The sequence below is a fragment of the Pseudanabaena sp. BC1403 genome (assembly GCF_002914585.1).
Taxonomy (GTDB): Bacteria; Cyanobacteriota; Cyanobacteriia; order Pseudanabaenales; family Pseudanabaenaceae; genus Pseudanabaena.
Genome location: NZ_PDDM01000025.1, coordinates 1 through 14404, shown reverse-complemented (window position 1 = coordinate 14404; position 14404 = coordinate 1). Strand labels below are relative to the sequence as shown.

General features: G+C 40.4%; 6 protein-coding genes. 3 read left to right on the top strand and 3 right to left on the bottom strand.

Features of this window, described 5'->3' with window-relative positions; all coding sequences use genetic code 11:
• Positions 1-316: 316 nt before the first annotated feature.
• Positions 317-6544 carry an AAA family ATPase gene (locus tag CQ839_RS19215; RefSeq protein WP_103669917.1) on the top strand — a complete coding sequence of 2076 codons (6228 nt, stop codon included), beginning with the start codon at positions 317-319 and terminating at the stop codon, positions 6542-6544.
• A gap of 88 nt (positions 6545-6632) precedes the next feature.
• Here the strand turns inward: CQ839_RS19215 and CQ839_RS19210 are convergent, their stop codons facing one another.
• Complete coding sequence (locus CQ839_RS19210; RefSeq protein WP_103669916.1) at positions 6633-8159, bottom strand: AMP-binding protein; 1527 nt, start codon at positions 8157-8159, stop codon at positions 6633-6635.
• A 250-nt stretch (positions 8160-8409) separates the two neighbouring features.
• On the opposite strand from CQ839_RS19210, the gene psb29 reads away from it, so the two are divergent.
• Together psb29 and cutA are read left to right on the top strand one after the other, a co-directional pair.
• Positions 8410-9132 carry a photosystem II biogenesis protein Psp29 gene (gene psb29 / locus CQ839_RS19205; RefSeq protein WP_103669915.1) on the top strand — a complete coding sequence of 241 codons (723 nt, stop codon included), beginning with the start codon at positions 8410-8412 and terminating at the stop codon, positions 9130-9132.
• A gap of 51 nt (positions 9133-9183) precedes the next feature.
• A complete protein-coding gene (gene cutA, locus CQ839_RS19200; protein ID WP_103669914.1) occupies positions 9184-9510 on the top strand; it encodes a divalent-cation tolerance protein CutA in 327 nt (108 codons plus the stop codon).
• Positions 9511-9541: 31 nt separating this feature from the next.
• On the opposite strand, the gene CQ839_RS19195 is transcribed toward cutA, so the two are convergent.
• Together CQ839_RS19195 and CQ839_RS24865 are read right to left on the bottom strand one after the other, a co-directional pair.
• Positions 9542-13573 (bottom strand): response regulator, encoded by a 4032-nt coding sequence (locus CQ839_RS19195; protein ID WP_181016256.1) that lies wholly within the window; start codon positions 13571-13573, stop codon positions 9542-9544.
• Positions 13574-13900: 327 nt separating this feature from the next.
• The gene (locus tag CQ839_RS24865) at positions 13901-14311 is read right to left on the bottom strand and encodes a hypothetical protein (protein ID WP_146048773.1); all 411 of its coding nucleotides are present in this window, start codon (positions 14309-14311) and stop codon (positions 13901-13903) included.
• Between the last annotated feature and the right edge of the window lie 93 nt (positions 14312-14404).

Here is a 14404-nt window from a genome sequence, read left to right as displayed (position 1 = left end):
TAAAGGCTATCCAGCAACCTAAAAAAAGTAAGGATAGTCGATGCAAAGCCCCATCTATCCTTACAATGGAGCTACCTGATGATGTAGGATAATTAGTGTAATTTGGGGTCTAAGTTTATAATTAATTTTGTTTTTCCTAATGTAACTTGCTTCAATCTGTAGATTAGAGCACTTAAAATAAAGCTAATTTGTACTAAGTTATTTCAACTTAATAATGATTAGTTGAGCTAGGAAATGCGGGGGCTTATCTTTAAGTAACATCAAAAATTGAGCCAGAAAATCGCCCTTTAAATTTTTAATCAAAAATGAATATTAAATGAATACCAGTAATTTTGAAAAAAAAAGAGATCTTGCGACCCCAGCTCAGATTCTTGACTATAAAATTGTTGAAACGGTTTATTCAGGAAGCCGTACTTTAGTCTATCTAGCTATTCGTACTTATGATCAGTTACCTGTAGTCATTAAGCTTCTTAAAAGTGAATATCCGACCTTCAGCGAACTAGTACAATTTCGCAACCAATTTATAATTGCCAAAAATTTTAATGCCCCAGGTATCATTAAAACTTATGGTTTAGAACCTTACCAAAATAGCTATGCATTGGTGATGGAGGATTTTGGGGGGATCTCCCTTCAGAAATGGACGTTACAGCAGAAAAATGCTCTCTCTTTACAAGAGTTCTTGGAGATTGCGATCGCTCTTTGCAATACCTTGGATATCTTATGTCAGGAGCGAATAATTCATAAAGATATCAAGCCAAGTAATATTCTAATCAATCCTGCGACTAAACAAATTAAGCTAATTGATTTTAGCATTGCGTCAATATTGCCAAGGGAGATAAAAGAGCTGCAAAATGCTAACTCTCTAGAGGGGACTCTTGCCTATCTCTCTCCAGAGCAGACTGGTAGAATGAATCGGGGTATTGACTATCGGAGCGACTTCTACTCGTTAGGAATCACCTTCTATGAGCTGCTATCAGGAAGTTTGCCTTTTAAGTCCACCGATCCGATGGAATTAGTCCATTGTCATTTAGCCAGAGTACCTATTCCAGTTCATCAGATCGCCACCCATGTTCCCTTGGCGTTATCAGGAATTATCAGCAAGTTAATGGCAAAAAATGCCGAAGATCGCTATCAGAGTGCTTCAGGGCTTAAGCACGATCTGGAGATCTGTTTAGCTCAATGGCAAGCTAATGCCCAAGTTGAGAGCTTTGAGCTAGGAACGCGGGATTTGAGCGATCGCTTTATTATTCCTGAAAAGTTATATGGCAGAGACACTGAAATAGAAACGCTCCTGCAATCCTTTGAAAGAGCCGCTCAAGGCAGTACCGAAATGACGCTAGTGGCGGGATTTTCTGGGATTGGGAAAACTGCGGTGGTGAATGAAGTCCATAAGCCGATCACAAGAGAACGGGGATACTTCATCAGAGGGAAATACGATCAGTTTCAGCGTAATATCCCGTTCTCCGCCTTTGTGCAAGCATTCCGAGACTTAATGAAGCAATTGTTGTCGGAATCAGATGCACAATTAAATATATGGGAAATCGAGATTCTAGCTGCATTGAGCGATAATGCCCAGATTTTGATCGATGTGATTCCCGAACTAACCCAAATTATTGGGAATCAACCCTCCGCGATCGCCCTATCAGGAATCGCTGCCCAAAATCGATTCAATCTGCTCATGCAGAAATTCGTGCAGGTTTTTGCCACAGCAGAACATCCTCTAGTCATATTTTTGGACGACCTTCAATGGGCTGATTCAGCATCTCTGAAGTTATTATCATTGCTGATGGAGGAGACAAAGTATTTATTGATCATCGGTGCATACCGAGATAATGAAGTCTCATCGACTCATCCCTTTATGATGACCATCAATGAAATTTTGAAATCTCGTGCGATCGTTAACACCATTAATTTGCAACCATTGAGTCTGAGCGATATGAATCAATTGGTTGCGGATATCCTCCATTGCGAATTGTCTTTAGCCAGTCCCCTAACAGAATTAGTGTATCAAAAGACAAAGGGTAATCCTTTTTTTGCCAGCCAGTTTCTCAGAACATTGTATGAGGATGGACAGATTAAATTTGAAAGGGAAACAGGATGTTGGGATGCCGATATTGCAGAGATTAAAGCGCTAGCTATCACTGATGATGTGGTGGAGTTTATGGCGAAGAGATTACAGAAACTACTGCTGCCAACTCAAAATGTTCTTAAACTAGCAGCTTGTATTGGAGCGCAGTTTAATTTGGCGAACTTGGTAGTTATTGCCGAAAAATCGCCAGAAGAAGTTGCAAATGACCTATGGATGGCTTTAGGAGAAGGATTAATCCTACCTGCTTCTGATATTTATAGATTTTTTGCTCAAAGCGATGATACTTTAGACCAGACTCAAACCTCTGTGAATGTGACCTATCGCTTCCTGCACGATCGCGTGCAACAAGCAGCTTATTCCTTAATTCCTGACGAGCAAAAGGCGCAAACCCATCTCAAGATCGGTCAATTACTTCAAGCAAATCTATCAGAAATAGAACTTGAAGAAAAGCTGTTTGATGTTGTCGGGCAACTGAATCTTGGGAAGTCCTTAATCGAGCATCCAAAGGAACGGGAGATTTTGGCTCAACTAAATCTTAAAGCTGCGATCAAAGCCAAAAACTCTACTGCCTATAATGTCGCAAAAATGTGTCTTCAATCAGGGATTGATTTGCTAGATGTAGGCTGTTGGCAAAGTCAATACGATCTAACATTAAAACTCTATACGGCTTATGCGGAAGCTAGTTATCTCAATGGCAATTTTGAGGGAATGGAAGAGATCGCAAAATTAGTGTTACAGAATGTGCAGACTAATTTAGACAAGATCAAAATTTATGAGATTCAAATTGCTGCCTTGTCTGCAACCCAACAGATGTTAGAGGCGATCGCTGTGGGACGAGATGCTCTTCATCAATTGGGGGTCTTGATTCCCAGCGAACCTAACGATGCTTTAAATAAACAGATTCTCCAGACTCTTGCCGAAAAACTTCAGCATAGAAGGATTGAAGAACTAGTTAACCTACCTGAGATGACGAACATTTCCACTCAGGCGGCAATGCGAATACTAAGATCGTTGTTTTCCCCAGTTTTTGTTGGAGCACAGAATTTGCTCCCTTTCCTTAGTTCTATAATGGTGGATTTATCTCTCCAGTATGGCAATACCTCTGCATCGGCTGTAGGGTATGCTCTGTATGGTTTTGTATCCTGTGCTTTGTTGGAAGAAGTAGAGGTGGGATATAGCTTTGGCAAACTGTCCCTCGCGATCCTAGATCGCTTTAATACCAAAGAGTTTAATTCGATGATTCTTTGTCTCTTTGGCACTTTCATTCAACATTACAAGGAACCAATCAGAGAAAGCATCCCCATCCTAAAACAAGGTTATATATTAGGTAGAGAAACTGGTGATTTTAATTATATGGGCTATAGTATCTTCAACTATGGTTATACCAGTTTCTTTAGTGGCGTGGAATTAGGTGATTTAGAAGTAGAGTTGGCAAACTATAGTTCGGTTATAACTGAAGCCAAGCAATATTCTGCCAAGGGTTATCTTGATCTTTTGCGGCAGATGGTGCAGAACTTGAGGGAGGGCAATGGCTGTTCGGATTGTTTGGATGGTGATATTTATAGCGAAACTGTGATGCTTCCCAAACATTTACAGGATAACGATAGCACCGTACTTTTCACTCTTTATTTCTATAAGCAGTTACTAGCTTACCACTTTGGCAATTATACATTGGCTTTAGAATGTAAAAATAATGCCGAACTATATTTGTTAAGCGCCTCAGGCACATCGATAGCTGCAATTTTTCCTTTCTATGCCGCCTTAACATGCTTAGCTCTCTGCCACCAAGAAACAGAGAAGGAGGCACTACTAGTATCGTTACAGAATTATCAAGATAGTCTATATCAGTGGTCGCAAAATAGTCCTACCAATCATTTGCATAAATGGTATTTAGTGGAAGCAGAACGCCAACGAGTTTTGGGGAATAAGGCAGATGCGATTGAATATTACGATCGCGCTATTACCCTTGCCAAAGAAAATCAATTTCTCAATGATGAAAGTTTAGCGAACGAACTGGCGGCGCAGTTCTATCTTGACTGGGGTAAAGAAAAAATTGCCCAAGATTATCTGACTAATGCCTACTATGGGTATGTTCGATGGGGAGCGATCGCCAAGGTCCAGGATTTAGAACGTCAATATCCTCAACTACTCGCGCCAATTTTACAACAACAGATATCGCTATCCCCGACTGAAACCGTTTTTGCTCCATTTTCCCTAACTGCTTCCCAAACTCGCGGTAGTCAGTCCTCCAGCACTAGTATTTCTTCTACCCTTGATCTGGAAAGCGTCTTGCAAGCTTCGCAAACCCTTTCTAGCGAAATTCAACTCGATAAACTCTTGGCTACATTACTGAATACAGTTCTAGTCAATGCAGGGGCGGATAAAGGAGTATTGTTGATGCTCCGTGATGAGCAGTGGTATGTGGAGGCAGTGTCTACAATCGATCAACCCGCAAAGGTACAAACTATCGAGCTATCTAGCAGTCAAGAAGTTCCCCATAGTTTGATTAACAATGTCAAACGTAGTCTACAAACCGCTGTTATTGACAATGCTACCCTTCATCCTTCCCTAGCATTGGATGCCTATATCTTGCAACAGCAACCCAAGAGCCTACTTTGCACCCCAATTTTTCAACAGAGTAAATTGATCGCTATTTTGTATTTGGAGAACCAAATCGCTACAGGGGCATTTACTAGCGATCGCTTAAGAGTAATTGAGATTCTCTGCACTCAAGCGGCGATCTCTCTAGAAAATGCTCGACTTTACCAGCAGTCTCAAGCCAATTTAGCGGAACTAAAGCAAGCCGAAATCCAATTACAAGAGTCGAAAGATTTCTTGCAATTAATCATCGATAATATTCCCCAGTCGGTATTTTGGAAAGATCCGCAATCAAATTATCTGGGTTGCAATCGACTTTTTGTTGAAACTGTTGGCTTTAAATCCTCACAGGATATTATTGGCAAAACTAATTACGACATGCCTTGGCAAAAAGAAAAATCCGATTTGTTTCGAGAAAGTGAGTACCGAATTCTAGAATCGGGTGTTGCCGAATTGGGGATCGTTGAATCTGTAATACTGGATAATGGCAAGCAAGCATGGGCAGAGGTGAATAAAATTCCTTTGCGAGATATGCATGGAACGATAATTGGTATTTTAGTAACTTTGCAAGATATTACCGATCGCAAACAATTAGAACAAGAGAGATCAAGGCTAATCTCTATTCTAGAAGCAACTTCCGACATTGTGGGGATTGCGGATGTACATGGTCGTAGTCTCTATCTGAATCAGGCTGGTCAAGAGATATTAGAGGTTCCTGCGGGGGAGGCAAATCAATTTCATATTTCTGAAGTCATCGCTCCTGCCATGCTAGAAACATTCCAAACAAACATTATTCCCGTGGCGATGCGTGAAGGGATATGGTCAGGTGAGATGTGTGTACGTAGTCGTAGTGGCGAGGAAATCCCTGTGTCTCAAGTTCTGATGACCCATAAAAATGATCAGGGGGAAGTTGAGTTCCTCTCGACGATTATGCGTGATATTCGTGATTTAAAACTTATTCAAGCTGAGCGGCAACGAAAATCAGACGCTCTTGAGCAAGCTTTACAGGAACTACAGGCGACCCAGCTACAGATGATTCAAAGTGAAAAGATGTCAGCCTTGGGAAATTTAGTCGCTGGCGTAGCCCATGAGATGAATAATCCTCTAGGGTTTATTTCAGGAAGCCTCAAGCAGGCCAAACCGTCGATCGCGGATATTGTTGAGCATCTGAGGATCTATCAAACAAGTTTGCCTCACAAGAATGAAGAAATCCTCGAACATGAGACCGAAATCGATTTGGAATATAGTCTTGAAGACTTACCGAAGATGATTGATTCGATGATGATGGCTTGCGATCGCCTTAGAAATATTAGTACTAGTTTAAGAACTTTCTCCCGCGCCGATCAAGACTATAAAGTGCCGTTTAATATCCATCAGGGTATTGACAGCACCATTCTCATTCTTAAACATCGTCTAAAGGCAAGCGAGCTGCACCCCGAAATTGAAGTCGTTACTAACTACGGCAATTTACCGCAAATTAAATGCTTCCCTGGACAATTAAATCAAGTATTTATGAATATTCTGGCGAATGCGATCGATGCTTTAGAAGAATCTAATCAAGGGCGCAGTTTCGAGGAAATCAGAGACAACCCAAACTGCATCACCATTACAACATTACTAGATGAACATCTTGTGAAGATTATCATTGCCGATAATGGCAAAGGAATGGATGAAGAGACTAAACAGAAAGTGTTTGAGCATTTATTTACAACAAAAGCTGTTGGACGGGGAACAGGATTAGGTTTAGCGATCGCTAGACAAATAATCGAAGAAAAGCATCAGGGAAATATCGTGGTTGATTCTATCCCTAGTGTGGGTACTACATTTTCAATTTCTATTCCTGCGATAGGTGATTAAATGGCTGATGTTACGTGGAACGCAGATGATGAACTCTTTCTGGTGGCTAAGCAGGGCAACCAAGGGGGGATTGCGCCAACCCCAAAATTCAAAGGTTCTCGTAGGGGCTGTTCCCCTGTAGGCTAGTGTTGATTTGTTGGGCTAAAATATTTTTCTGGATTTTCCCCATAGCATTGCGGGGGAGTTCCGAAACAAAAAATATTTGCTTTGGACATTTGTATGGGACGAGACGACTTTTACAATGGGCAATTAACTCTTCGGCGGTTGTACTAATCTCATCTTTAAGAGCAATCGCTGCCACGACTTTTTCGCCAAAATCAGTGTCTGGCAATCCTATTACTGCGGATTCTTTGACAGCCTCGTGAGATTCCATTACATTTTCGATTTCTTTGGGATAGACATTAAATCCACCAGTGATAATAAGTTCTTTAGCGCGGCCGACTAAGTACAATCTGTTGCCATCATTAGGATCTTGAAATCCGAGATCGCCTGTGTGAAACCATCCTTCAGTAAATGATTCTGTTGTTTTTTCGGGCATTCCCCAATATCCTTGAAAGACATTTGCTCCACGTATCCAGATTTCGCCTACTTCAGTGATTGCTACATCATTACCATCACGATCAACAATGCGAATTTCTACACCTTCTAAGGGGAATCCAACGCTCTTGGCTTTACGATGTTCTGGCGTAATGTGATTAGAGGCATTCATTCCTGTTTCGGTCATGCCATAACGTTCAAGGATGCGAAACCCTGTAATATTTTCAAATTGATAGAATTGTTGATCGCTTAGAGGTGCAGAGCCAGATATAAATAGGCGCATCTTTGTTGGTTCTGGCTGAGGCTCCAATTTCCCCCATTCATTGATCAATCGTTGATAAATGGTGGGAACGCCCATGAACAAGGTACAGTTTTTTGATGCCAAGGTTTCCCAGACTTGGCGCGGCTCAAATTTCTCGAACATGATCATGGTTGCGCCTGCGTAGAGACAGCCCAGAGCGGCGACATTCAATCCATGCACATGAAATAAGGGTAAGACATGGAGCAAAATATCGCGATCGCTCCATTCCCAAGCTTTATGTAAGGCTCTAATATTGGTAATAAGATTACGATGAGAAATTGCCGCGCCCTTGCAGCGTCCCGTTGTGCCTGATGTATAGCAAATCATCGCAATATCGTCATCCCCCGTGGAGTATTTTAGAGGAACTGCTTCTGATATCGGTGGCAATAATTCTTCTTTTAGTAGGATTTTTAATTCTGATAAATGTTGAATCGCCGATCGCACTTTGCTTAGATGCTCACTAGTAGTCACAAACAGTGAACTACTTGAATCCGTTAAAAAATAGACAATTTCTTGAGGACGATAATCTGGATTTAGTGGTAAGGAGATTGCACCGATGGAGAGAATTGCAAAGTGAAAGAACAAAAACTCGACGCATTTTGGCAGTTGAACTGCTACGCGATCGCCTTTTTTGATACCTAAGCGATCGAGGGTATTTGCGTAATCCTGCACTTGGCGATCAAAATCTCGGTAAGTCCAAGTTTTGCCAGCAAAGATGATCGCTATTTTGTCGGGGGATTTTGCTGCGGTTTCGGAAATTAGCCGAGCTAAATTCATGACTAGATTTACCTAAATTTTCTAATTGTTGCAGGGAAAACGATTCTCGCTGCTCCTAATTTTATACATAAAATCCCAAAAAACGAGTGGCGGCAGGCTTTTAAAAACCTAATTCTCATAATGAGAATTGTTAGTGCTTTGCGCCGCCACTCACTTTTTTTCATCAAATTTATCTACAGAGATAGACTGATGCTAGGGCTAACTGTGCGATGATAATTTCTAACTATCTTGTCTTTAGGTTTTGTTGACTGTGAATACCGTTCGTACTGTTTCTGATACTAAAAAAGATTTTTATTTAGCCTTCCCCAAGCCAGTCAATCAAGTCTATAGACGGGTTGTGGATGAGCTTTTGGTGGAAATCCATCTGTTGAAAGTAAATCAAACGTTTGTTTATGATGCAATTTTCGCATTAGGTTTTGTGACAACTTTTGATCGCTTTACAGTGGGGTACAAGCCCGAAACTGATCGCTTTGCGGTATTTCATGCATTATGTTCAGCTCTGCAATTTGACTCTGATCGCATTCGCCAAGATGCCACAACTCTGAGCGACCTAGCGACGCGATCAACCAATGAGATTAAAACCCTCTTGACGAATTTAGACTCTGGCATAAATATTGAACCTTTGTCTGGGCAATTACACACGATCGCTAACAAAGAAAACTTTAAATACAGTCGTTTGCTTGGCGTAGGACTGTACGCATTGCTAGAGATCAGTAATCCTGACGATATCGCCGATAGCGCTAAGCGTGAAGAATTGATCAAGTTAGTAGGTGAAACGCTTAAATTTGGTAGCGATCGCTTGCTCAAAGATATAGATCTATATCGTTCTAACCTCGATAAGATTGAGCAAGCACGTCAAATGATCGCGGATATGGTGGAAGCTGAACGTAAAAAACGTGCTCAGAAAGAAGCTGCGTTAGTTAGTGCTGCAACTCCCGAACCCGCAAGTGAAACTCCAGAAACTACTGCGTAAAAATAAAAGAATGGAAGACAGCACCTTCCATTCTTTTATCTGTGATTAATAATGTCAAGCTCAGAACCGACTTTAATCGTGATCATGACGACTCTACCTGATGCTAATCAGGCGGGCATTATTGCCAATTTATTGGTTGCAGAAAAACTTGCTGCTTGTGTGCAAGTGTTGCCTAGTATGACTTCCACCTATATGTGGGAAGGCGAGCTCTGTCACGAGTCCGAGCATTTGGTCTTAATCAAAACTTTGCAAACCAATTATGAAATGCTGGCGAGTAGACTGCGATCGCTACATCCCTACGAAACTCCAGAAATTATTGCCATACCTGCGATCGCTGTTGATCGAGACTATCTTCTCTGGGCAACCTCAAACCAATAATTTTATAGCGCGGCTCCGCCGCGCTATAAAATTATTGGTTTGAATGCAACATGCTATGTGCTTTTTCTAAAGCTTGTATTAATTCCTTAACTTGAATAGGTTTACTCACATAATCTTGCATTCCAGCTTCTAAACACATCTCGCGATCGCCTTGCATGGCATTGGCAGTTATTGCAATAATCCAAGGCTTATTTGTAAACTCGGCAATAATTCTTCTTGTAGCGGTTAATCCATCCATTTCTGGCATATATACATCCATCAGAATTACATCATAGTTTTGGCGATATATCGATGCTAAAACCTCTGTGCCACTGGCAACCACATCGACACGATAGCCTAAGCGATTGAGAAAACGGGTAGCAATTTTTTGATTGACAATATTATCTTCGGCTAGAAGGATCTTTAAAGGGAATTTATTAGCAAAATTTTCATCGAATATTGAAATGTCTTTGTTTTTTGCTTGGCTTCTAGCTAGGGGATGATGGCTACAAAGCTTTTGTAAAGATTTATATAACTGCGATCGCTTAATTGGCTTGCTTAGGCATGTTGTCAGAGGGTCAGGACTTAAGAAATCACAACTGAAGGAATGGGAAAGCAAAAGCAATGGCAGTGAGCTTGAGTTCATTCGCATTAACTTTCTGATATCGCAATTGTCACACTTATCACTAGAGCTATCTGCATTAATAGTAATTGGAATACCAGCATCAACAATTGCTAGATCAAATTGTTTTTCATTCTGGAGCCATGCGATCGCTTGCTCACTGGAGTTAGTTGCTAGTACTTCCATTTGTAAGGTTTGCGCAAATATAGTTAAATTTTCACGACTAATGTCATTGTCTTCGAGAATTAATAGGCGTTTACCGACAAGACTCAAATCCCATTCTTCGCGCACTGGTTCATTTGTATGAGCAACTGTAGATATCGTAAAGGTAAAAGTGGAACCAACTCCGACTTCGCTCTCTACAGACATCTCGCCGCCCATCAGTATAGTTAATTGATTAGCGATCGCTAGACCCAGACCCGTGCCACCATATTCACGAGTTGTGGAGGAGTCTACTTGGCTAAATGGTTTAAATAGGCGATCGTAGCGATCATGGGGAATTCCAATGCCAGTATCTTTAACTGCAAATTGTAATTGATAATTTTGATGCTGTTGATCAATTTCTTTTACAGATACTCTTAATGTCACTGCTCCTTGAGAGGTAAATTTGACTGCATTGCTAAATAGATTGACTAATACTTGTCTTAAGCGAGTTATATCACTGACAATCCATTCAGGTACATCGATATCTATGCAGTAGGCTAGCTCTATCCCTTTCGTAATTGCGGTAGAAGCTAAAAGATCTAGGGACTCTTCGATACAATGGCGTAAGATGAAGGGATGAATATCTAATGTTAATTTCCCTGACTCAATTTTTGAGAAGTCGAGAATGTCGTTAATAATTGTGAGTAAATTATCTCCACTTAACCTAATGATTTCTGCAAATTCATTTTGTTCAGAATCCAGTTCTGTATCTAGCAGTAAACTTGTCATGCCAATCACCGCATTCATCGGCGTGCGAATTTCATGACTCATCGTTGCAAGGAATTCGCTCTTAGCACGATTAGCTGTTTGGGCTGATTGCATTGCTTTTAGCATTTCCATTTTTGCTTGCTGGCGCTCTAGATGCATAGCCAAAGAGGTTGCTGAAATTCTTAATAGACTCACCTCTACAGAATCACGTAAGCGATCGCTTACATAATCATGAAAACTCAAAAAGCCCCAGAATTTTCCACTAACAACAATAGGAATCATTAAAATCGAGTGAAGATTCTTAGATGTTAGAATCGGTCTCTCGGCTTCAGTACTTGTTGATAAAGACTCATTGATGATTTCTCCATTGGCAAGACGTGACAACCATTGCAAACTAACGATCATTTGCTTGAATCTAGTCTGTACTGATTCTTCAGGATGACTTATATATTCTGCAAACCAAGCAGAATATAGTTTGAGTTCGGGTTCATCAAATTTATCACGCTCACAAACAAATAATTTAATACTTGAAAAATCAGAAGCTTTGCCCAGTATTCCTAAAATATTGCCATATTCCTGAGTGCTGACATTTTCGGCAAGTAGATGGCGCTGGATCTCGACGAGCATAGTGAGGTAGCTTTCTCGTTTTTCGAGAGCGGCGATCGCAAGTTTGCGATCGGTAATATCTTTGTTTGTACCGACCATGCGAATTGGCTTATCTTGTTCATTCCACAAAGCTTTAGCCTGAGTTGCTATCCATTTATAACTGCCGTCTTGACAGCGCATTCGATATTCGGTGATATAGTTAGGGATTTTATGAGCAAAATAATCTTCTTGTATCTGCAAAAGGCGATCGCGATCCTCTGGATGAATCAAATCTACCCAATCTAATGGCTGTTCATTGTCAATCATGGGATCCAGACCCAACATCGTGCGCCAACGGTCTGAGCGAAATGTTACTCCTGTTTCAATATTCCAATCCCAAATGCCATCATCGGCAGCTTGGCTCGCCAACTGCCATCTTTCTTCGCTTTTAAGGAGTTCGGCAGTGCGTTCTTGGATGCGGATCTCTAGGCTTTGATTTACTTCTTCTATTTCTTGGAACTTCTCTCGGAGGGCATTAGCCATGACTTGGAAGTTATAGCCGAGGGCATCGATTTCCTTCAAATTGCTATCATTCCAAGTAAGATCTTTCTCCGCTGCTAGATTCTGCTGAAGATCTGTGGTCAATCTCATCAATTTGGCGAGATGTCTTGCAAACCTGCGACTAAGAAAATTTGCAGCTATTGTGGCTGGCAAAATAATTGCAAGTAAAATCACGAGAATTTTAGTATGTAGTTTTTCAAGACTATCAATGTATGGCACTGGCGACAAACGGATAACTAAACTCCAAGGAATATCATTGCTGATCGTAACTTGCTGCAAATAATAAGAATTTCGCCATCGGGTCATGGCTGTAATTCCTTTTGTGTTTGGGAACCATTGGAGCTGATCGGTTGCAATGGTATGAATTTCGCCTCCCTTAGCCAAATCAAAAAGCTGTCCCGTTAGTAAATCTGGAGAAGTACTAGAAATTATTTTATTCTGGCGATCAAGTAGAAAAGCTTCAGTTCTCCATGTTTTTGATTTCTCAGTTAAAAAATTTTTAATATGAGAGATATCTAAGGCTGCAATAACGATGCCATTAAAACGATTGTTTTTGAAGATTGGGACAGCAGCATCAATATGTGGATTAGATGTCATGTCATCAATGTGGATATCTCCAAAAGCAATGCTCAAAGTAGATTTAACCTGCTGAAAGATATCTTCCTTACTAATAGCTTTACTGAGACTAGCTCTGGTTGAATCCGAAGTATTAGGAAAAGCTGTCAAAATACTTCCTTCAGCATCTGTAATATAGATAGAGAGAAATGATGATGTAGCTTTTCCTAGAGTAGTAGTAGCAAACTGTAATCGTTCTAGGTTCTGCGTATCAGTACTGATTTCGGCTAGCTCTCGCAAGATCTTTGAATTGTGTTGATGCCAAAATTTTAGATCTGAACTAAGGGAAGAAGTACTTGCACGTAATTGACTATCAATTTCAAGGTTAATATTTTGGAAAGACTGCGCTCCTGTCAAAATAGCGATCGTGAAAATCGGAATAAATACAGCGGCTAACAACAGATGAAATAACATTTGTTGGATGGTTTGTTGATTGCGATCGCTTTGTCTTTTCTGAAACCATTGCCTTAGTGGCAGATAATTAATACAAAGGCTCGCAATTAATGCGTTAAATACGCCATTAATTACTTGCTTGAGAACAACTAGAATAGCCGAGTTAAATCCAAATTTTAGAAGAAAAAAATAAAATATAAAACACAAGGGTGCACCCAAACATAGCCAGTAGGAGAGCGCAAGCACGACTATGTTGCGCGATCGCCCTTGTTTTTCTTGATAACGTATCCCAATCGCCACCCAGAGGCTTTCTAAAACTAATAGAAATGCAGCATAGGGATGTCCCCATAGAAAATAAGTACATGTACTAGCGATCGTAGAGACTATCACCCCCATTGTGATCCCATAAAAATAGGCGGCGCTCAGTACAAAAATGCTGCCGAACAAAAAATCAACACCAGAAAACAAAGGTAGTCGGAAATAATTTCCTAAATACCCAAGAGTTGAAAACAGTAAAAATATGAATAAGTATTTCAGGTTGAATTTATCCTGAAACTTATTTTTAGATTTATTGTTGAAAAATTTTGTGCTCAGCGAAAAAAAGTTCATACAATAATCACTACTCTTAGTCCATTTTAACGTACAGAGACAAAGCTAACAGTTAATTAATAACTTTCAATACGCAGATAGAATTCCTGCGATAGCTGAGGTTTAGGACTGGCACTAAGTGCAGTCTCTACAAAACATGAACCATTCAGGTTGATCCAAGAGGTAATCCTCCAGTGGTCGCCCTGCTATGCTAGCAGCAACAGTCTCATCATCTACGTTCTGTGTAACTTCAATGTTAGAAAAGACTGTGCGTAAAATATTGATTGATATTCTCTGAAAACGTAATACTGAGGTGAGAAGGCAGCAAATTCTAGAAGGATGTCTTGAGGATTTGACTGAGCATTGATTTAGATTTTGCAGGGTAAAATATTCCCAATTCACTTCTAGATTATTTTCTGTCTCTCTATTTAAAGGAATGGGAATGATTAATACTTTCGTTCTTTCTGGAATAGATACAAGACTAGATAATATGGAATTGTTTATGCGATCGCACAAGATGCGATCATAATTGTCTCTGTTATGCATTTACATGGCGTTGTTGCATAAAAAGGGTAGGGGAAGGTAAATTAGATATTAATCAGGAGATGAAACCGTAACAAATGAAACAGCAATATCAGA